The sequence below is a fragment of the Arthrobacter sp. SPT-J7 genome, assembly GCF_059089965.1.
This window is the reverse complement of record NZ_JBNHFF010000005.1, coordinates 84,852-105,734: the sequence shown is the minus strand read 5'-3', so window position 1 is coordinate 105,734 and position 20,883 is coordinate 84,852. Positions and strand designations below refer to the sequence as shown.

The following is a 20,883-nucleotide window of genomic DNA, read 5'->3' as shown; positions in this document are numbered from 1 at the left end:
ACCGCCCGCACGGTCTTGCAGCCCGCACGGTCCTCAGACGCTGACCCCTACCGGCGACGGGTTCTTGGCCAGGTGGACCGCCAAATAGAGTCCTGGCAATTTCGCGCTGCCCCGGGGGTCGCCGCCGATCAGCTCGAAGATCTTGCGCAGCCGCTTGTGCAGGGTTTGACGCTCGATGAAAAGGACCCGGGCGGCTACGGCAGAATTGCAGCCGCTGATCAGCCAGGCATCGAGGGTATCGAGCAGGCGTGTTCCCCGCCGATGCTCATAGTCCAGCAGTTCGCCCAGCAGTTCTTGGGTGATGCGTCCGATGACCGGCCCGGCAAGCTCACGGGCTGCCAGTCGGTCGAGCAGGAAATCCTCACAGTCGCGGATGTTGGATTCCAGATCGCCGGGAGCGCCGACCGCTTGAGTGAGCCGGGCTTCGACCAGTGACGAGTGGGCATCCAGCGGCGTCGCCACCGTTGGCCCCACGGCGCCCGCCACCGCTTGACCGCGGAGGTCGGCACGCAGCCCTTCCAGAAGTTCGCGCCGCTCTTGGCGCGTCCCGCTGATACTGAGCTGGACCATAGCCCACAGGCTTTCGCCGTCCAGATAGGTCAGGGCGTTGGGACACCGGGACCTGAGCGATTTTTCCGCTACTCCCCGCACACTGCTCAGGCCGATCCGGCGAAACCCCATGACGAAAACCGGCTGTTCCGTCGACACTCCCGCCGCCGTGCACAAGTCGTGGATCTGGGAGGCGCCCGCCCCGCTGACAACGGCCCGCATCAGGGCCATATGGGCAATCTGCTCCGCTGACGGACGGTGCTGCTGGGATACGGCCAGGGCCAGGATGCTGCCGATCCGCTCCCCCACCGTCTTCAGCAACTCCGGCGGGACGTCCAGCCGGCTTTGGAGCCGCAGCCGGGCAGAGACCAAACTGCCAACGAAAATATCGGATTCGACATTGACTGATGTGGCATCGGGAGGAAAGCCGCCCGCGAACTCCAGCACGCTTCCACTGGGATCCAGCAAGGCAGCCTCGATCCGCAGCGACTGCGAGACGATTTCGATGAGAGGGCGGAGTGCTGGACCGGACGACGCCAGGTGTTCCGCCAAGCGCTGTGAAATGGAATCCGCGGTCTGCAGGGCGGTGACGTGTTCGACTACAACCTTCCGGTTGACCTCTTCCGCGATCTCCACAAAGGGGACGACGCGCCGCAACTCGATCAGCGGCAGGCCAGCTTCCTCAGCGGCTTGGACGAGTTCGTCGGACAGGGCACGACCACCCGCAGTTTGAATCGCCAACGCGGTCACGTGCCGGGCCGCCAAGCTGCGGACGTACTCCTGTTGGGCGGCCGGCCTCAGGTTCAACAGGGCGTCTCCGCCGCTGAGCAGCAGCTCCTGACCCCGCAGAAGCGGTGCAATCTCGAGCACTTCACTCGAATGCACCCACCTCACCTTGCCGGCCCCGATCAGTTCCTTCCCGGCCCGCACCAAGGGATTGGCACGCTGCATCAGTTCGAGCTGCAGCACCTCCGACAACATGACGACCATGCAAAAACTCCATCATTTTGAACATTCGACCGACACCGCAGCGACAGAGTGTCACCCGCCTGGCGTACAAGTGGTTACATTCCGAATATACGCTGTGAGCTGGATCACCTCTACTCTGGATGCAGTCCTGCTCCGCCTCCCGTTCCCAAATCATTCAGGAGAACTGCTATGAGCCAGAGATCCGCTACAAAGTCCGAACAAAGTACACAACACGTAGAAGACATCCTGCAGCCGGTTCCTGAATCGGCCCGCACCACAAAGCTCTCCGGCCAGTTCTGGATCTGGGCCGGAGCCAACGTCGCCCCGATCAACTGGATCCTGGGCGCGCTGGGTATTCACCTCGGCCTTAGCCTCGCCGATACACTGACGGTCCTCATCGCCGGAAACGTCATCGGCATGCTCGGTTTCGGCTTCTTCGTCATCTTGGGCCAGCGCACCGGCGCTACCGGCATGCTCCTCGCCCGCGGAGCCTTCGGCCGCCGCGGCGCCTACTTGCCGGCCGCCATCCAAGCCGTGATCGCCATTGGCTGGTCTGCTGTCAACACCTGGGTGATCCTGGATCTCATCATGGCTCTGTTCGGGATGATCGGCTGGGTTGACCCCGCTCAGAGCAACCTGGGCTGGCGCATCGCCACAGCGGCGGTGATCATGGGTATCCAGGTCGCCATTTGCTACCGCGGCTACCGGGCCATCTCGCGCTTCGAGCGCATCACCATGCCGCCGACAGTGCTGGTGCTGATTGCCATGTCAGTCGTGGCCTGGACCCAGCTGGACATCGACTGGACCTACCAGGGCCCGGTGGGCGAAGTGCTCAGCGGAATGCCGCGCATCGCCGCCATGTCGTCCATCATGACCGCCATCGGCATCGGTTGGGGTATCGGCTGGTTCACCTACGCCCCCGATTACTCCCGCTTCGTCAGCAAGAAGATCCGCCCATCCAAGCTCTACATCGTCAGCGTCTTGGGCCAGTTCCTCCCGGTTGTCTGGCTCGGCGTCTTGGGTGCAAGCCTGGCAACGAAGAACGGCACCGCCGATCCCGGCCACCTCATCGTTGAAAGCTACGGAACCTTCGCGATCCCTGTCATTCTGCTGGTCATTCACGGCCCCATCGCCACGAACATCATCAACATGTACACCTTCAGTGTCGCCACCCAGGCATTGGACATCCAGGTCTCCCGCAAGAAGCTCTCCATCCTCGTGGGTTGCCTCGCCATGGCAGCGGTCATCGGATTCATGTTCGCGACCGACTTCGCCCACCTGCTGCACAACTGGATCATCGCGATTGCAGCCTGGGTCGCTACCTGGGGCGGCATCATGGCCGTGCACTACTTCGTTTTCGAACGCCACCACAAGAACTTCAGCTACCTGTTCCGCGGAGTCAAGGACACGCAGCTCAAGGCCTTCAACCCGTCTGCCTTCATCGCCTTCTTCGCCGGCATCTTCATGACCTGGATGTGCATGTACGGTTCCGTCCCCGTCCTGCAGGGTCCCCTCGCCAGGGCCGTCGGCGGCGTCGACTTCTCCTGGCTCGGCGGAACGGTGACGGCTGCCGGCGTCTACTTCATCCTCGGCTACCCCCGGTTCCGGTCACGCATCGCCGCCGGCATCCCACTGGGCCTCAAGGAAAGCAGTTCCGACGAGGAGTTCCTGAAGAACTACGGAAGCTGCGAAACGGCCTTGGTGGAGTCTGAAGAGTCTGTCCACACCGACACTCCTCCCGCTCCCGAGAACCGGACGGTTGCACCCACCCCTTAATCCCAGCCCGAATCACCGGGACTGTCCAAACCACTACGTCCCCCTGTAAGAACAGCACTAAAAGGAGATTCCATGACCATCGCCCCCAGCTCAGTGAACAGCGTTTCCGAACTCGAGCGCCTCAAGGTCCTGCACAACGGAGAAAAGCAGCAACTGACCTTCTCCGATGCGGAGTTCGAACGCCGCCTGACCGGGCTGCGTGCCATCATGGCCGCCAAGGACCTCGACGCAGTCATCCTGACCAGCTACCACGGCATCAAGTACTACTCGGATTTCCTGTACACCACGTTCGGCCGCAACTACGCCCTGGTGGTCACCGCCGACGACTCGGTCACCGTCACCGCGAACATCGACGCCGGCATGCCCTGGCGCACCAGCTACGGCGAGAACATCGTCTACACCGACTGGCGGCGCGACAACTTTTACTTCGGCCTGCAGGAAGCCCTGCGCCAGCGCGGCGTCAGCGCCCGCCGCCTCGGTGTCGAGGACGACGCACTGCCGCTGATGACCCGCCAGCGCATCCAGGCCGCATTCGAGGGCGCCGAACTGCTCGACGTCTCCCAGGACGCGATGCGCCAGCGGATGATCAAGTCGGCCGAGGAAATCGAGGTCATCAAGCACGGCGCCCGGATCGGCGACCTGGGCGGCGAAGCCATCAAGGCCGCCATCCGCGAAGGCATCACCGAGTACGAAGTGGCACTGATCGGCACCGAAGCCATGGTGCACGAGATCGCCCGCACCTTCCCGCACCGCGAAGTCCGCGACACCTGGGTCTGGTTCCAGTCCGGCATCAACACCGACGGCGCGCACAACTGGGCCACCACCCGCAAACTGCAGCGCGGAGACATCCTGTCCCTGAACTGCTTCCCGATGACCTCCGGCTACTACACCGCGCTGGAACGGACCCTGTTCCTGGGCGAGCCGGACGAGCGCTCCCTGGAACTGTGGAACGTCAACGTGGAGGTCCACCGCCGCGGCCTGGAACTGATCAAGCCCGGCGCCGTCTGCAAGGACATCGCCGCGGAACTGAACGAGATCTACATCGGCCACGGCCTGCTGCCCAACCGCACCTTCGGCTACGGCCACTCCTTCGGCGTCCTCTCGCACTACTACGGACGCGAAGCCGGCCTGGAACTGCGCGAGGACATCGAAACCGTCCTCGAACCGGGCATGGTCGTTTCGATGGAACCGATGATCACCGTCGCCGACGGCGAACCCGGTGCCGGCGGCTACCGCGAACACGACATCCTGGTGATCGGCGAAGACAGCGTCGAAAACATCACCAAGTTCGGCTTCGGCCCGGAAAACAACATCATCCAGGCCTGACCTGAACCCTGCTGGGGCGGGACCGTTCGGTCCCGCCCCAGCAGCACCATATCTACCGCACTAACAGGGCCCGCCGTCTGCGGCCGGGCCCACAACAACGATCTTGGAGACAGCATGCGCACCAGCGTGTACATGGAAGAACTGGACGCCTTTACCTACCGCGAACGCATCAGCGAGGATAACGCCCTGGTGCTGATCCCCGTTGGCTCCATCGAACAGCACGGCCCGCACATGCCGCTCAATGTCGATGTGCTCCTCTCCAAGGCGCTTGCCGGAGCCACGGCAACGGCCATCGACGCACTGGTGGCGGCACCAGTGGTCTACGGCTACAAGTCCCAGCAGCGTTCGGGCGGCGGCAACCACATCCCCGGCACCACCAGCCTGGACGCCTCCACCATGATTGCCATCGCCAAGACTCTGACGCTGGAATTCGCCCGGCACGGTGCCCGGAACATCGCCTTCGTCAACGGCCATTTCGAGAATTACCAGTTCCTGTACGAAGGAGTCGACCTGGCACTGCGCGAGCTGCAGCAAAGCGGCATCGACGACGCCAAAGTGGTCCTGCTCTCCTACTGGGACTTTGTTGACGACGCGACCATCGCCGAGTTGTACCCGAACGGCTTCACCGGCTGGGACCTTGAACACGGCGGCGTTCTGGAAACATCCCTGATGCTGCACCTTTATCCGGAGCGGGTCCGGATGGACAAGGTAGTCGATGCCCCGCCCGCCGTCCTGCCCAACTACGACGTCCTGCCGGTCAGGCCCGAACTGACCCCGGCCTCCGGCTGCCTCTCCTCCGCCGCCGAGGCCACGGCCGCGAAAGGCGTCATCCTGCTGGAACGCGCTTCCGCCGGCATGGCCGCCGCGCTCTCCCACGAGTTTCCCGTCACGGCGCCGCAGCCGGTCCGCCAGGACGCTGCCGAATCAGTCGGTGCGCTCTGAAACATGCTGGAACGACGCGGCGATTATGCCTTTGACTACCACCTCCACGGCGGCACGGCACCGGTGAAGATGCAGTGGCTGTTCCAGGAACAGTCCCGCCTGCCGGTGGCCGTGCAGACGTGGGAACTGCCGCCGGGCGGAACCGAGGGCATGCACTCCCATCCCCACAGCAGTCGCGCACTCGAGGAACTCTATGTGGTGATGGAGGGGAAAGCGCGGATGACGGTGGACGGCCAGGTCCATGATCTGGCCGCCGGGGACGCAGTGTTGGCGCCGGCGGGTTCGGAGCACGATCTGGCCAATACCGGCTCCGGCTCGCTGCGCGTGCTGGTCGTTTGGGGCGAGCCCGGCTCAGCCGACTACTCCGCCTTTGGTTCGCACCGGTCGGCTAAGGCTGCCCGGCTAGGCAACGCCACGAGCTAAGCGGCGCTCCGTCTCGTGCCACAAACCGTCGCCGCGCACGGAATTTGAGATTATGGTCCCATGGCTGATCCTGAAGAGCTCGACGACGAGGCATCCCCGGAAAACCTGAACCGGGGTGTGCAGTCCGTCGACCGCGCCATCACCGTGCTGGAAATCCTGGCCCGGCGCGGCGAATCCGGCGTCAGTGACATCGCCGAGGAAATGGGGGTGCACAAGTCCACCGCCTCACGGCTTCTGGCGTCGCTGGACCACCGGGGCATGGTCCAGCAGAACACCGAGCGCGGGAAATACCAGTTGGGGTTCGGCATATTGCGGCTGGCCAACTCCATCCCCGGCAACCTGAGCCTGGTCCGTGAGGCCCGCCCGGTCCTGGAGCACCTGGCTGAACAGTACAAAGAAACCGTGAACCTGGCGGTGCTGCGTTCCAACTATGCGGTCAACGTGGACCAGGCCCGCGGCACCTCCACGTTGGCGACGTACGACTGGATCGGCAGCCTGACACCTTTGCACGCCACCTCCAGCGGCAAGGTGCTGCTGGCCGGGCTCAGCTCGGAAGACCGTTTACAGATCGTGAAGCAGACGCGGTTGCCGGCACTGACGGCCAAGACAATCACTTCCAGGCAGAAGCTGGAAAAAGAGCTGCTGTCGGTAGCCTCCAACGGATACGCAGTTGTCACGGAAGAATTCGAGATCGGCCTCAATTCAATCGCCGTACCGGTGTGGGACCACTTGGGCGCCGTGATCGGATCCGTCAGCATTTCCGGTCCTGCGTTCCGGTTCAAACCCCAGGAGATGCCCGACCTGATCGAGGACGTCAAGCAGGCGGGACACAACATCAGCGCCAGAATGGGTTACTCCCGGGAGAGCTGAACCCGGCTTTCCACCCGCTGTGTTAATTGCCGACGACGTCGGCCCGCTGTCAACGAACCACGGCGGCGGGCTCGGCCAGACGGGCCGTGACCCACTCGTGGAACGCGCTGATGTGGTGTTCGCTGGGAACCAGCACACCGCCCTTGGCGTAAATCTTGGAACTCATCGCCGGCTGGCAGCGTTCGCAGGCGTCGAAGTCCTGCTGGTTGACCCGGTGGAACAGCTCCACTGACGCAGTCAGGTCCTTACCGGCCTCCACCACGCTGGGCATGTACAGCCAGTCGCATTCCACCACGGTCCGGTCGGCGGCCAGCGGGAACATCCGGTGGATGATCACATGATCGGGCACCAGGTTCACGAAGACGGTTGGCTTGATGGTGATGGCGTAGTAGCGCCGGTCTTGGTCCTCGCTGATGCCCGGAATGCGTTCAAGCCCTTCGGAGCCATCGATGGTAAAGCCCTGGATGTCCTCGCCGAACTCGGCGCCGTGGCCCACGAAGTACTGTGCTGCCAGCCCGTCCGCGAATTCGGGCAGGACCTCTGTCAGCTCCGGATGAATGGTGGCGCAGTGGTAGCACTCCATGAAGTTCTCAATAATGAGCTTCCAGTTGGCCTTCACGTCGTAGCTGATCCGCCGGCCCAGACTCAGGTTCGCGATGTCGTAGCCGGCGATCGCACCGGCGTCGCCCAACCGCTCTTCGATTGCCCCAACCACGTCCTCTTCGAAGGACGGCGGTTCATCCGCCAGGCACAGCCAGATGTAGCCCATGTACTCGCGGACCGGAACGTCCACCAGCCCATACTTCTGCCGGTCGACGTCCGGCATCTTGGTCAGGTTGGGCGCCGCGATCAGTTTGCCGTCGAAGTCGTACGTCCAGGCGTGGTACGGGCATTGGAACGAACGCCCTGCTTGCCCGGTCTCTTCCATGCACAGTTTGACACCCCGGTGCCGGCAGATGTTGTAGTAAGCGCGGACTGCTCCTTTGCGGTTGCGGGTTATAATGACCGATTCGCGTCCAACCTGCACGGTCCTATAGGCACCGGCTTTGTCCAGATCGGCCGAGCGGACCGCACAGAACCACATCTGTTCAAAAATGCGCTCCTGCTCGGCCAGGAAGACGTCGCCGTCAACATAGGTGTGGCCGGGCAAGGTGGCAATCAGGCTCTCCGAGACGACGATCTCAGCGGTCATGCGGTACTCCTTTGGACAGAACTCTCAGGGTTGGGTGGAGGGCGGTGCTGGTCAAGAGGCTGCGGCCAACGCGTCCGCCGGTGCGTCCGCGTACCGTTCAGCTTCCCGGTTGAGGAACTTGCGCCACTTGGTGAACTGGCGGACCTGGTTGACTCCCAGCACGGCAACCGCTTCCTCCCCCGCGTAGTAGACGGCCAGGAAGCTGTGGTCTTCGAGGCATCCGTGCTCAACCTGGACACGGTCATGCCCGTGCACGTGGCCGGCAAATTGGATCCGGGAGCCGTACTGGTCGGACCAGAAATACGGAGGGTGGACCGCCCGCGCCACTGTTCCGCCCTGCAGCAAGGCGGCAACAGCCAAGGCCGGCCGCTCCAGCGCGCCGGTCCAATGCTCGACCCGGTGGTGTGCCTGCAGCCGAGGGTTCCACCAAGCCGCACAGTCGCCGACGGCCACAATCGAGGGGATGTTGGTGCGGCCCGTTGCGTCGCAGAGCACGCCGTCGCCCAATTGGATGCCGGAACCGACCAGCCAGTCGGTGTTCGGCTGTCCGCCGACGCCCACCAGCACAATATCCGCGGGAAGCTCCCGGCCGTCGTCGAGCACCACATGGCTGACGCTGCCGCCATCCGTCCGGAATGACTGAATGGAGGTGCCGCAGAGCATGCGCACTCCCCCGGCGGCGTGCAGACCGGCCACGGCGGCACCCATTTCGGCGCCCAGCGCCCCGGAGAGCGGCGCCGCGGAACGCTCGATGACTGTGACATCGAGGCCCGCGGCACGGGCAGTGGAAGCGGTCTCGGCGCCAATGAAGCCGGCTCCGACCACCACCATTTTCCGGCCGGGCTGCAACTGCCCGCGCAACGCCCGGGCGTCGTCCAGTGTGCGGAGAGTGAACACATTGCTGCAGCCATCGACTTCGGGCAGTACCCGGGCGGAGGCGCCGGTGGCCAAAACCATGGCGTCCGCAGCGAGGCTCCGCCCGTCGCTGAGGGCTAGCGTCATCGACTCCGCGTCGAGACCCACGGCCTTGACGCCGAGGAGCCACTCCGCTGCCAGATCGTCCTCGGCCTGGGACAGCGCCAGATCCGCCTCGGAAATCCGGCCAGCCAGAAAATCCTTGGACAACGGCGGACGGTCATAGGGCGGATGGAGCTCGTCGCCCACGATGACCAGGCGGCCTGTAAATCCCTGCGCCCGCGCCGCGCGGGCAGCGGACAGACCGGACAGTGATGCCCCGATAACGACGAGGGTCTGCATAGAGAGGCCTTTCACAGCGGGTGGTCCCATCTAGAAGCGCTCTACGCAACAAGAAGCGCTATGTGAAACACAATGGAGATCGGAATCCCTGCTGTCAAGGGATTTCCACTTCCTCTTTTGCGCCCAGAAAAATACCGCCGAATCCTTGACAAGGGAACGTGACGAGGCACACTGTTGCCTATTGTGGACAACGTTGTTCATAACGGAACACACCGCTCTTCGCGGAAGTGAGAAAGAAGGCGCCTCATGCACGAAGCCTGCCCGTTAAGCCAGCTGGCACCCGGCGACGCCATCAGGCTGGACACGTCGCCTCCCATTGCGGTCTTCCACACCGAAGAAGGCGAACTCTTTGCCATTGACGACACCTGCACCCACCAGGACGCCTCGCTGGCCGACGGCTGGGTGGAGGGCTGCGAAGTCGAATGCCCGCTGCATGCGTCAAAGTTCAACCTGCGCACTGGCGGGGTGGATGCCCCGCCGGCCAAACTCCCGGTCCGGGTCCACGAAGTTGTTGTCCAGGACGGCACCATCATGGTCCGGGAATCGGATCAGGAACCGAACCTCCCGCCCGGTCTGAAGGTCGACGGGTACGCCTAGCAGCGCGTTCTTCGGGCAAAGGAACCCATTCGCCGCGGCCCGGACATTCCATCCGCTGCACCTTATCCAGTCCAGCACCTTGTCCCGCCCAGCTACTTGAAGGAGCATTGCCGCATGAGCACCACCCCTCGCGTCGTCATCATTGGAGCCGGGATCGTCGGCGCCAACCTGGCGGACGAACTTGCCGCCCGCGGCTGGACCAACGTCACCGTCCTGGAGCAGGGCCCGTTGCATCTGGCCGGCGGATCGAGTTCGCATGCCCCGGGGCTGGTGTTCCAAACAAACCCGTCCAAGACCATGACCGAATTCGCCACCTATACGGTGACCAAATTGCTGTCGCTGACGGCGGACGGGATCTCCTGCTTCAACCAAGTGGGCGGACTGGAGGTGGCGACCACGCCCGCCCGGTTCGAAGACCTCAAGCGCAGGGCCGGCTTCGCCGCGTCCTGGGGTGTGGACGCCCGGCTGATTGATCCGGATGAGTGCGAGAAACACCATCCGCTACTGCCGGCCGGCAACGTGCTCGGCGGCCTGCACATCCCCTCCGACGGCCTGGCGCTGGCCGCCCGTGCCGTCCGGCTACTGATCGCCCGCGCCTCCGCCGCAGGGATCGAGTTCCGCGGTTCCACCACCGTGACAGGCGTTGAGCACGACGGCGGACGGGTCACCGCCGTGGTGACCGGCAGCGGGAGGCTGCCGGCCGACGTCGTTGTTTGTTGTGCAGGATTTTGGGGGGCGAAGGTCGGCGCGATGGCCGGGATGACCGTGCCGCTGCTCCCGTTGGCGCATCAATACGTCAAGACTTCCGCCTTGCCGGTACTTGCCGGCCGGAACGAGCTGCCCAATGGCGCCCGGATGCCCATCCTGCGGCATCAGGACGCGGACCTCTACTTCCGCGAACACGGCGACCGGCTGGGGATCGGTTCCTATGCGCACCGCCCCATGCCGGTGGATCTGGAGGGGCTGCCCGCTGTCCCGTCAGCCGATATGTCCGAAGACCGGATGCCGTCGCGGCTGGACTTCACGCCGGAGGATTTCGATCCGTCCTGGCGGGAAAGCCAGCGGCTGCTGCCCGCGCTCCACGGGGCCAGCATCACCGACGGCTTCAATGGCATTTTTTCCTTCACCCCCGACGGCGGTCCACTAATCGGCGAGTCACCGGAAGTGGCGGGGTTTTATCTGGCGGAAGCCGTGTGGGTGACGCATTCCGCCGGCGTTGCGAAAGCGGTGGCGCAGCTGTTGGTGGACGGCAGGTCCCAGACGGATCTGCACGAGGGCGATGTGCGGCGGTTCGAAGACGTGCAACTGGCACCGGACTACATCAGCGAGACGTCGCAGCAGAACTTCGTGGAGATCTACGACGTGTTACACCCGCTGCAGCCGCGTGAATCGCCGCGGAACCTGCGCACCAGTCCGTTCTTCGGCCGACAGCAGGAACTCGGAGCGGTGTTCCTGGAGTCCGGCGGCTGGGAGCGCCCGCACTGGTACGAAGCCAACGCGCCCTTGCTGGCCGACCTGCCGCAGGACTGGCGGGAACCCGAGCGCGATGCCTGGGCGGGCCGCTACCACTCCCCCATAGCCGCGGTCGAAGCGTGGAAGACGCGCACCGCCGTCGCCATGTATGACATGACCCCGCTCAAGCGGGTAGAGGTCTCCGGACCGGGCGCCCTGCCGTTGCTGCAGCGGCTGAGCAGCGGGCAGTTGGACAAGCGGCCGGGCGCGGTGACGTACTGCCTGCTGCTGGATGCCGTCGGTGGCGTGCGGAGTGACATCACCGTGGCTCGGCTGGCGCCGGAGCGGTTCCAGGCCGGCATCAACAACAACGCCGATTACGAGTATCTGCGCGGCGAGGCGGATGCGCAGTCGGCGGCCGACCCGGCGCGATGGGCGCAGGTCAGGGACATCACGCCGGGAACGTGCTGCATTGGGCTGTGGGGGCCGCTGGCGCGCGAGGTCATGGCGAAGGTCAGCAGCGACGACTTCAGCAACGCGGCACTGAAATACTTCCGGACGGCGCAGGTGCGCATCGCGGGGTTGACGGTGACGGCCATGCGGCTTTCCTACGTGGGCGAACTGGGCTGGGAGCTGTACACCTCGTCGGACCAGGGCTTGAGGCTGTGGGACGCGCTCTTTGAGGCCGGGCAGGAGCACGGCCTCATCGCCGCCGGCCGGGCAGCCTTCAACAGCCTGCGGCTGGAAAAAGGCTACCGGCTCTGGGGCACCGATATGACCACCGAACATACCCCGGAGGAAGCCGGCATCGGGTTTGCGGTCAAGGCGGACAAGGGCGATTTTGTGGGCGCCGCCGCGCTGGCGGCTGCCGGCGCGCCGACCCGCCGGCTGCGCTGCCTGACGATCAACGACGGCCGGTCGGTGGTGATGGGCAAGGAACCGGTCTATCTGGACGGAGTCTTGTCCGGGTACGTCACCAGCGCCGCGTTCGGCTACACGGTGGGACGCCCGGTGGCCTATGCCTGGCTCCCGGCGGAGACGTCCGAAGGCGCCACGGTGGAGATCGAGTACTTCGGCCGCCGGGTCGCGGCCACGGTCACCGCCGAACCGCTGGTCGATCCCGGCATGGAGCGGTTGCGCGGCTGAACCGCCTGCTGCGCGGCTGACCCGCTTTGCTCAGGGCCGCAGCATGACCTTGATGGCGCGCCGTTCGTCCATGGCGCTGTAGGCTTTCGCGGCGTCTTCCAGCGGCATCACGGCGTCGAAGACCTTGCCGGGATTGATCCTGCCGGCCAGAACGTCGTCGAGCAGTTCGGGCAGGTACTCGCGGGTGGGAGCCGCGCCGCCGGCCACGGAGATGTTCTTCTGGAACAGGGTCCAGACGGGCAACTCGGCGCCGCCGACCGGCACGCCGACGAACCCGACGGCACCGCCTGGCCGGGTGCAGCGGAGCGCCTGGTCCATCGACTCAGCCGTGCCCACGCATTCGAGCACGGAATCGGCGAGGACACCGCCGAGCAGTTCCTTGACCTTGTCCGCTGCGGCCTTGCCGCGTTCTGCGACGATGTCGGTGGCGCCGAATTCCCGGGCCAGCGCCGCGCGGTCTTCGTGGCGCGACATGGCGATGATTCGCTCCGCGCCCAGCCGCTTGGCGGCCAGTACTCCGCAGAGCCCGACCGCGCCGTCGCCCACCACGACGACGGTGCGTCCCGGACCGGCTTTGGCTCCGAGGGCGGCGTGGTGGCCGGTGCCCATCACGTCGGAGAGCGTGAGCAGGCTTTTGGCAAGGGCTTCATCCGGCTGGCTTACGCCGGGAACGGCCACGAGCGTGCCGTCGGCGAGGGGTACCCGCACTATTTCGCTTTGGCCGCCGTCGACCGGCAGCCCGTGCTCGTCGCTGCCTCCCCAGCTGGCCCGGTGCTCGCACGACGTCTGCACGCCGTTACGGCAAGGCGGGCACTTGCCGCAACTGATTGCCCACGGCGCGATCACCAGGTCGCCGACGGACAAGGTCCTGACCTCGTCGCCCACCGCCTCCACGATGCCGACGAACTCATGGCCGATGGGATGCGGCTCCCCCGGCTCACGCGCGCCGCGGTACGGCCAGAGATCGGAGCCGCAGACGCAGGAAGCCGTCACTCGCACGATGGCGTCGGTTGGAGTGAGGATTTCCGGATCCGGGCGCTCCTCAACGCGGATGTCGCCCGGTCCGTGGATGATGGCAGCGCGCATGAGGCCTCCTGTGCAGTGGTGTTGTGTCCAGCGTAGACCGGTTTCGGCGCCGGCAAGAAACAGCGAAGCCCGCCACCATGCGCAGGTGGCGGGCTTCGCTGATAAAGGCGGTGCTTAGAGGTTCGAGGCCTCTTCGCGCTCGGGGTACACCTCGCGCAGCAGGTGCGCGGTCTCGGACGGGGTCTTGCCGACCTTGACGCCCGCGGCCTCGAGTGCTTCCTTCTTGGCCTGCGCGGTGCCGCTGGAGCCGGACACGATGGCGCCGGCGTGGCCCATGGTCTTGCCCTCCGGTGCGGTGAAGCCGGCCACGTAGCCCACAACGGGCTTGGTGACGTTGTTCTTGATGAACTCGGCGGCACGTTCCTCGGCGTCGCCGCCGATTTCGCCGATCATCACGATCGCCTTGGTCTCCGGATCGGCCTCGAACGCGGCCAGGGCGTCGATATGGGTGGTGCCGATGACCGGGTCGCCGCCGATGCCGATGGCGGTGGAGAAGCCAAGGTCGCGCAGCTCGTACATCATCTGGTAGGTCAGGGTGCCGGACTTGGACACCAGGCCCACGCCGCCCTTGCCGGTGATGTTCGCCGGGGTGATGCCCACCAGCGACTCACCCGGGGTGATGATGCCCGGGCAGTTCGGGCCGATGATGCGGGTGATCTGGTTGCCGTCGGCATCCTTCTTTGACTGTGCCAGGGCCCAGAACTCGGCGGAGTCCTGCACCGGCACGCCCTCGGTGATCACCACGACCAGGCCGATCTCGGACTCGATGGCCTCGACCACGGCGTCCTTGGTGAAAGCCGGCGGCACGAAGACGATGGAGACGTCGGCGCCGGTCTCGGCGATGGCTTCCTTGACCGTGCCGAACACCGGCAGGGTCTTCTCACCATGGGTGACGGTGGTGCCGGCCTTGCGGGCGTTCACGCCGCCCACAATGTTGGTGCCGGCGTGCAGCATGCGGGCGGTGTGCTTGGATCCTTCGCCGCCGGTGATGCCCTGGACGATGACCTTCGAGTCCTTGTTGATGAAGATAGACATATTCTTAGTTCCTCGGTCCTTAGGCGTTGGCCAGTTCGGCGGCCTTGTCGGCGCCCTGGTCCATGGTCAGGGCCAGGGTGACCAGCGGGTGGTTGGCGTTGAGCAGGATCTGCCGGCCTTCGTCGACGTTGTTGCCGTCGAGGCGGACGACCAGCGGCTTGGTGGCCTTCTCGCCCAGGATTTCCAGGGCCTTGACGATGCCGTTTGCCACGGCGTCGCAGGCGGTGATGCCGCCGAAGACGTTCACGAACACGCTCTTGACTTGGCTGTCGTTGAGGATGACGTCCAGGCCTGCGGCCATTACCTCGGCCGAGGCGCCGCCGCCGATGTCCAGGAAGTTGGCGGGCTTGACGTTGCCGTGGTTTTCGCCGGCGTAGGCGACCACGTCCAGGGTGGACATGACCAGGCCCGCGCCGTTGCCGATGATGCCAACCTGGCCGTCGAGCTTGACGTAGTTCAGGTCCAGCTCCTTGGCCTTGGCCTCGAGCGGGTCCGCTGCGTCCTTGTCCTCGAGTTCCTCGTGGCCGGGCTGGCGGAAGGCGGCGTTCTCGTCCAGCGAGACCTTGCCGTCCAGGGCGACGATGTCGCCGGCGCCGGTCTTCACCAGCGGGTTGACCTCAACCAGGGTGGTGTCTTCCTTCTTGAACACGTCCCAGAGCTTGATGATGACCTCGGCGACCTTCGGGCGCAGTTCCTCGGCGAAGCCGGCTGCAGCGACGATCTCGTCGGCCTTCGCCTGGTCGATGCCGACGGCCGGGTCAACGGCAATCTTGGCCAGCGCGTCGGGCCGCTCGACGGCCAGCTGCTCGATCTCCATGCCGCCTTCCACCGAGCACATGGCCAGGTAGTTGCGGTTGGCCCGGTCCAGCAGCACGGAGAAGTAGTACTCCTCGGCGATGTCGGCGCCCTGGGCGATCATGACCTTGTTGACGGTGTGGCCCTTGATGTCCATACCGAGAATGTTGGAGGCGTGTTCGAATGCCTCGTCGGGGGTCTTGGCGACCTTGACGCCGCCGGCCTTGCCGCGGCCTCCGACCTTCACCTGAGCCTTGACGACAACTACGCCGCCAATTTTCTCAGCAGCTGCCTTGGCTTCTTCTGGGGTGTACGCAACGATTCCAGCCAGCACGGGTACTCCGTGTGCCTCGAAGAGATCGCGCGCCTGGTATTCAAACAGGTCCACGGGTTGTGTCCTTCTACGTCGAAGTCGTTTCTGACTCGGAGCGGCATCCACGATTGCCGTGACGGTGACCACGGACGGTGGACGGATGCCTGCAATGCTCCATGGGGAACTCTAGTCCCTTTGGCATCGGGCGCCGGTCCCAGAGTACCGCTTTAGTGGCCAAGGGCACACTTCTACAACTTGTAGAGCGGTCGCAGCTTGAGGTAACGGCGCCGGGCGGCTAGGGCTTGCCGCCGGCTTCCGCCGGATCGGCGACGGCGGCGGCCTCGGCTTGCGCGGTGCCGCCACCCTGCGCGGCGGCGGCCGACGGGGCGCTGCCCTTGATCACGGTCTGGTTCAGCAGTGGGATCCGCAGCCCCTCCTGGGCCAGCGCACCCTTCAGGCGGGCCCGCATTTCGCGCGCCACTCCCCACTGCTCCAACGGCTTGGTGCGGATCGCCAGCCGGATCACCACGGATTCGCCGGTCAGCGCCTCCACGCCCCAGACCTCCGGGTCGTCCAGAATCAGCCGGCGGTAGTCCTCGTCGTCGCGCAGCCGCATGGCCGTCTTGAGGATCAGTTCGGAGACCTTTTCCACATCGGAGTCGTAAGGCACCGGAATGTCGAGCACCGCACGCGCCCAGCCCTGGGAGGAGTTGCCGACGCGGAGGATTTCACCGTTGCGGACGTGCCACAGCGTGCCGTCCACTGCGCGCACCTGGGTGACCCGGAGACCGACCGACTCCACGGTGCCGGATGCCTCGCCCAAATCGACGACGTCGCCGATGCCGTACTGGTCTTCGGCCACCATGAACAGGCCGGACAGGTAGTCCTTGACCAGTGTCTGGGCACCGAAGCCAATTGCCACACCGGCGATACCGGCGCTGGCCAGCACCGGGCCGAGGTTGAATTCCAATTCCGTGAGCACCATCAGAATGGTGAGGGTGGCCAGCACGATGGTGGTGATCGACCGCAGCACTGATCCGATTGTCTTCGAACGCTGGGCTCGTCGAACCGCGGCGATCGGCGAATCCTGAATCAGCCAGTTGCGCGGGTCTTTGGTGTTCTTGCGCACCGCGGCAGGGTCGAATTTGTCCAGCTTGGCGGTCTCGCCGTCGGCGATCTTTCCGGTGACCCGTTTGATCACCATCCGCAGCACCATGTTCAGCAGGAATCCACCCAGCAGGATCAGCGAAACGCGCAGCGGGGTGTCGAGCCAAAACTCGGGGGTTGCCAGCCGTTCCAGGGTCCTAATGTCCACGCCATCCATGGATAAGAACGGTAAGCGCCGGGTCGGGCGGCTGCCAAATGGAGCAGGTGAAACGTGGCCAATCTCCCAGCGGGTGGCTTTGGCTAAACAATCTTGGTCAGTGGCGCGTAGCGCAGCAACAGCCGCTTCTCGCCCGCGTCGAACTTCACCTTGGCCACCGTCTTGTCACCGGCTCCTTCAAGCCCCAGCACCGTGCCGTTGCCGAAGCTGGTGTGGTTGACCTTGTCCCCGATGGACAGCGCAATGACTTCCTTCTGCGGCTGCACGCGGCCGGCCCGGGTCTTGGCGCTGGTGATCGACGGCGCCGATCCGCGCAGGTTGCTGATGTCCTGATTGCTGGCTGTGCCGGCACCCCAGTGGGAGCCTCCGTAGCGGCTGGACCCGAAGCTGCCCGCCGAGGCAAACATCGGCCGGGTTGAACCTTCGCGTTTCCACTCGATCAGTTCGGCCGGGACCTCTTCGATGAACTGGCTGGCCGGATTGAACTGGCTCTGTCCCCACATGCTGCGGGACTCGGAGCGGGTCAGGTACAACCGTTTGCGGGCCCGGGTCAGGCCTACGTATGCCAGCCGGCGCTCTTCTGCCAGCTCCGTCGGGTCGGACATTGAGCGCTGGTGCGGGAAGACCCCGTGTTCCATGCCGGTGAGGAAAACCACCGGGAATTCCAGCCCCTTGGCGGTGTGCAGCGTCATCAGCGTGACCACGCCCTGGTCCTGAGCCAGTTGGGCTGCTTCGGCGTCCGGGGCGTCCGGGATCTGGTCGGCATCGGCCACCAGCGCCACCTGCTCCAGAAATTCGGACAGCGACCCGTCAGGGTTGTCCCGCTCGTATTCCCGGACGACTGCCACCAGTTCCGCGAGGTTCTCCACCCGGGACTCGTCCTGCGGGTCAGAGCTTTGGCGCAACATGGCCAGATAGCCGGTCTGCTCCAGCACGGCTTCCAGCGCTGCGGCGGCGCCCGAACCGGCGGCAACCTCGGCCAAATCGTCGATGAGCTTCACGAAGCCGGCCACCGCGTTCACCGAGCGGGTGGCCATGCCGGGCGCTTCCTCGGCCCGGCGCAGTGCCGCCATGAACGAGACCCGGTCACGCTCCGCCAACGCGGCCACCGCGTACTCCGCCCGGTCACCGATCCCCCGCTTGGGTTCGTTGAGGATCCGGCGCAAGTTCACGACGTCGTCCGGGTTCACCAGCACCCTCAGGTACGCCAGCGCGTCCTTGATTTCCTTGCGCTCGTAGAAACGGGTGCCGCCGACCACCTTGTAGGGCAGCCCCACGCGGACCAGCAGGTCCTCAATGGAGCGGGACTGGGCGTTGGTCCGGTAGAACACCGCGATGTCTCCGGGCCGTACCCCTTCAGAGTCCTGCAGCCGGTCGATCTCATCGGTGATGAACCGGGCCTCGTCGTGCTCGTTCTCGCCGACGTAGCCGATGATCTTTTCGCCGTCGCCCTCGGCGGTCCACAGCCGCTTGGCGGGTCGGTTCGGGTTCCGCGAGATGACCGAGTTGGCTGCGCTCAGGATGGTCTGCGTGGACCTGTAGTTCTGCTCCAGCAGGATGGTGCGCGCGTTGGCGTAATCCTTTTCGAAGTCGACAATGTTTCGCACGTCCGCACCGCGGAAGGCATAAATCGACTGGTCCGAGTCGCCGACCACGGTCAGTTCGCCGGCCGGAAGCGCCCCATCCTCGGACTCGCGGGTCAGCTCGCGTACCAGACGGTACTGGGCATGGTTGGTGTCCTGATACTCATCCACCAGCACATGGCGGAAGCGGCGCCGGTACGAGTCGGCGATCGCCGGGAAGGCCTGGAAGATGAAGACCACCTGGGCGATCAGGTCGTCGAAATCCATGGCGTTGGCCTGGCGCATCCGCTGCGTGTACCCGGTGTAGACGGAGGCGACCGCCTGCTCGAACGGATCCGAGTAATTGGCGCTGGAGGCGAAGGACTCGTCGTCGATCAGTTCGTTCTTCAGCGCCGAGATTTTGTGCTGAATGGACTTGGGCGGGAACCGTTTCGGGTCCAGATCCAGCCCCTTGGCCACCTGGCTGACCATCCGCAGGGTGTCGGCCGAATCGTAGATGGAGAAATTCGAGTTCAGCCCCACGTGCTTGGCTTCGCGGCGCAGGATCTTCACGCACGAGGAGTGGAACGTGGAGATCCACATTCGCTTGGCCGGGTCCCCGACCAGCGACTCAATCCGCTCGCGCATCTCCGCGGCGGCTTTGTTGGTGAACGTGATGGCCAGAATTTCGCCCGGGCGCGCCCGTCGGGTCGCCAGCAGATAGGCAATGCGGTGGCTGAGCACACGGGTCTTGCCGGAACCGGCACCGGCGACGATCAACAGCGGGGAGCCGGCATGCTTGACGGCCTCTTCCTGCTGCGGATTCAGCCCGGAGAGCAGCTCTTCTGCGCCGGGCAGATGCGGGGCGGGCGGAGAGGCAATATGCGGGTCGAAAGCCGGGTCGGTGAGGAAATCCATGGTCCCTTAAGTCTATTAGCCGCCACCGACACTCGGGGACGGCCGCCAGGTCTAGCGTCAGCAGGCGGCGGATCGCTGCAACGGCATAATGGAAGCATGTCCAAAACCCCAGCTCAGCGCGCGAAGAAACACGGTGCCGCGGCAGCCCCGGCCACGGGCAGCGGCGCAGCAAAGCCTGCCGTCCCGGGCAGCACCCGGTCTCCGCAGCGCGCGGCTGGCAACGCCAACCTGATCGTCATCGCCGGTGCAGTAGCTTCCGCGTTCCTGTTCGGCTACTCATTCCTGCTGGTGATGCCGCAGTTCGCCCAGCTGACCGGCGGACTCGGCCTGCCGGACACCCTCATCGGCGGGTACTCCACCGAATACGCGCAGCAGCTCCGGACTGCGTTTGGCGCAGACGGTGCCGGACAGTACAACTACTGGCACAAGACCGCTGACACCATCTTCCCGCTGCTGTTCGGCTTCACCTGGCTGATCCTGCTAGGCCAGCAAATCCGTCGCGGGCTCTGGCGCTGGCTGGCCTGGGCCGTCGTCGTGCTTTATGTGGTGGCCGATCTCGGCGAAAACGTTGCCGTCGATGCCATGCTGGCGACGGACCCGGTGGGCGACGCCTCGCTGGCGAGCTTCCTCACGGTGGCCAAGTCCATCCTGTTCGGGCTGAGCCTGGTCGTCGCCGCAGTAGCGGTCTTCACCCGCAAGCCGAAACCGGCCGAAGGGCCCGGTCCGGCCGAAGGCTGAGCCGGCGCGGGTCCGGGCCAAGCGTGAGACTCAGGCTTTCGCCACTCCGACCGCCATCCGGCCGCCGCACCGGCCTGGAACGCCACTTAAGCTAAGCTTTTGGCGTTGCCCCCGTAGCTCAGGGGATAGAGCACCGCTCTCCTAAAGCGGGTGTCGGCAGTTCGAATCTGCCCGGGGGCACGAGTCAAACACTTAGTCAGACGGCAGTTCTCAAGCTAACGACGTTTCCGGAGTCCGGCTTAGTCCGCACCGTCAGCCAGGGTGCCGGGCGGCGGGCGTCCCTTGCATGGTGTCAGGCACTTCCCTTGCATGTTGCTATGGCAGATCCGCCGCTGCTGGAGTTCTCGCTAATAAGGATGTCATCGACGTAGATCCTGCATCGGACGCCACCGAAGCCGTCTTTGTTTTGGGCCGCGATGTATAGGGAGTCTCCGGAAAAGGCCTTTCGCGTCAAGCCTTCAAGGCCTGTGCGCTTGTTCCGAAGGGGCAGAGATACGGATTGCTGAGACGTTCCTGTTGGCATTTCCACCGTGATGTCCGCCGACCTCGGCATGCCACTGGCTCCTGTGGCCTCGACTTCATATCGGACGGTGTGTTTGAGCGAGTAGTCCGC

Annotated in this window: 16 protein-coding genes and 1 tRNA gene; 9 read left to right on the top strand and 8 right to left on the bottom strand. The window is 65.0% G+C overall.

What is annotated here, in order from left to right; translation table 11 throughout:
- Window positions 1–33: 33 nt before the first annotated feature.
- A complete protein-coding gene (locus AC5RWX_RS10070) occupies window positions 34–1,539 on the bottom strand; it encodes a PucR family transcriptional regulator (protein WP_493944851.1) in 1,506 nt (501 codons plus the stop codon).
- Between the two features lie 168 nt (window positions 1,540–1,707).
- On the opposite strand from AC5RWX_RS10070, the gene AC5RWX_RS10065 reads away from it, so the two are divergent.
- The 5 genes from AC5RWX_RS10065 to AC5RWX_RS10045 all read left to right on the top strand — a co-directional run bounded on the left by AC5RWX_RS10065 (window position 1,708) and on the right by AC5RWX_RS10045 (window position 6,855).
- Window positions 1,708–3,294, top strand: a complete 1,587-nt coding sequence (locus AC5RWX_RS10065; protein ID WP_494097349.1) for a purine-cytosine permease family protein — start codon at window positions 1,708–1,710, stop codon at window positions 3,292–3,294.
- 72 nt (window positions 3,295–3,366) lie between these two features.
- The gene (locus AC5RWX_RS10060) at window positions 3,367–4,620 is read left to right on the top strand and encodes a M24 family metallopeptidase (protein WP_493943158.1); all 1,254 of its coding nucleotides are present in this window, start codon (window positions 3,367–3,369) and stop codon (window positions 4,618–4,620) included.
- 114 nt (window positions 4,621–4,734) lie between these two features.
- Window positions 4,735–5,562 (top strand): creatininase, encoded by an 828-nt coding sequence (locus AC5RWX_RS10055; RefSeq protein WP_493944853.1) that lies wholly within the window; start codon window positions 4,735–4,737, stop codon window positions 5,560–5,562.
- 3 nt (window positions 5,563–5,565) lie between these two features.
- Window positions 5,566–5,985, top strand: a complete 420-nt coding sequence (locus AC5RWX_RS10050) for a cupin domain-containing protein (RefSeq protein WP_493942016.1) — start codon at window positions 5,566–5,568, stop codon at window positions 5,983–5,985.
- Between the two features lie 60 nt (window positions 5,986–6,045).
- The gene (locus tag AC5RWX_RS10045) at window positions 6,046–6,855 is read left to right on the top strand and encodes an IclR family transcriptional regulator (protein WP_493942017.1); all 810 of its coding nucleotides are present in this window, start codon (window positions 6,046–6,048) and stop codon (window positions 6,853–6,855) included.
- Window positions 6,856–6,904: 49 nt separating this feature from the next.
- On the opposite strand, the gene AC5RWX_RS10040 is transcribed toward AC5RWX_RS10045, so the two are convergent.
- Together AC5RWX_RS10040 and AC5RWX_RS10035 are read right to left on the bottom strand one after the other, a co-directional pair.
- The gene (locus tag AC5RWX_RS10040) at window positions 6,905–8,047 is read right to left on the bottom strand and encodes an aromatic ring-hydroxylating oxygenase subunit alpha (RefSeq protein ID WP_494097348.1); all 1,143 of its coding nucleotides are present in this window, start codon (window positions 8,045–8,047) and stop codon (window positions 6,905–6,907) included.
- A gap of 51 nt (window positions 8,048–8,098) precedes the next feature.
- Window positions 8,099–9,304 (bottom strand): NAD(P)/FAD-dependent oxidoreductase, encoded by a 1,206-nt coding sequence (locus tag AC5RWX_RS10035; protein WP_493942019.1) that lies wholly within the window; start codon window positions 9,302–9,304, stop codon window positions 8,099–8,101.
- A 246-nt stretch (window positions 9,305–9,550) separates the two neighbouring features.
- Between AC5RWX_RS10035 and AC5RWX_RS10030 the strand changes: the two genes are divergently transcribed.
- Both AC5RWX_RS10030 and AC5RWX_RS10025 read left to right on the top strand, forming a co-directional pair.
- On the top strand, window positions 9,551–9,901 hold the full coding sequence (locus AC5RWX_RS10030) for a bifunctional 3-phenylpropionate/cinnamic acid dioxygenase ferredoxin subunit (RefSeq protein WP_493944859.1): 351 nt from the start codon (window positions 9,551–9,553) through the stop codon (window positions 9,899–9,901).
- Between the two features lie 114 nt (window positions 9,902–10,015).
- Window positions 10,016–12,499, top strand: coding sequence for a GcvT family protein (locus AC5RWX_RS10025; protein WP_494097347.1), 2,484 nt, complete (start codon window positions 10,016–10,018; stop codon window positions 12,497–12,499).
- 30 nt (window positions 12,500–12,529) lie between these two features.
- Here AC5RWX_RS10025 and AC5RWX_RS10020 read toward each other — a convergent pair whose 3' ends face one another.
- The 5 genes from AC5RWX_RS10020 to pcrA all read right to left on the bottom strand — a co-directional run bounded on the left by AC5RWX_RS10020 (window position 12,530) and on the right by pcrA (window position 19,532).
- A complete protein-coding gene (locus AC5RWX_RS10020; protein WP_494097346.1) occupies window positions 12,530–13,585 on the bottom strand; it encodes a zinc-dependent alcohol dehydrogenase family protein in 1,056 nt (351 codons plus the stop codon).
- A 114-nt stretch (window positions 13,586–13,699) separates the two neighbouring features.
- The gene (gene sucD / locus AC5RWX_RS10015) at window positions 13,700–14,620 is read right to left on the bottom strand and encodes a succinate--CoA ligase subunit alpha (protein WP_493944862.1); all 921 of its coding nucleotides are present in this window, start codon (window positions 14,618–14,620) and stop codon (window positions 13,700–13,702) included.
- Between the two features lie 19 nt (window positions 14,621–14,639).
- Window positions 14,640–15,803 carry an ADP-forming succinate--CoA ligase subunit beta gene (sucC, locus tag AC5RWX_RS10010; protein WP_493940474.1) on the bottom strand — a complete coding sequence of 388 codons (1,164 nt, stop codon included), beginning with the start codon at window positions 15,801–15,803 and terminating at the stop codon, window positions 14,640–14,642.
- Window positions 15,804–16,023: 220 nt separating this feature from the next.
- On the bottom strand, window positions 16,024–17,052 hold the full coding sequence (locus AC5RWX_RS10005; protein ID WP_493944863.1) for a mechanosensitive ion channel family protein: 1,029 nt from the start codon (window positions 17,050–17,052) through the stop codon (window positions 16,024–16,026).
- Window positions 17,053–17,135: 83 nt separating this feature from the next.
- The gene (gene pcrA / locus AC5RWX_RS10000; RefSeq protein WP_493940472.1) at window positions 17,136–19,532 is read right to left on the bottom strand and encodes a DNA helicase PcrA; all 2,397 of its coding nucleotides are present in this window, start codon (window positions 19,530–19,532) and stop codon (window positions 17,136–17,138) included.
- Window positions 19,533–19,628: 96 nt separating this feature from the next.
- On the opposite strand from pcrA, the gene AC5RWX_RS09995 reads away from it, so the two are divergent.
- Entirely contained in the window at window positions 19,629–20,270 is a 642-nt protein-coding gene (locus AC5RWX_RS09995; RefSeq protein WP_494097345.1) for a hypothetical protein, read from the top strand.
- A gap of 107 nt (window positions 20,271–20,377) precedes the next feature.
- Window positions 20,378–20,450: transfer RNA gene (locus AC5RWX_RS09990), tRNA-Arg, on the top strand.
- The last annotated feature ends 433 nt before the right edge of the window (window positions 20,451–20,883 follow it).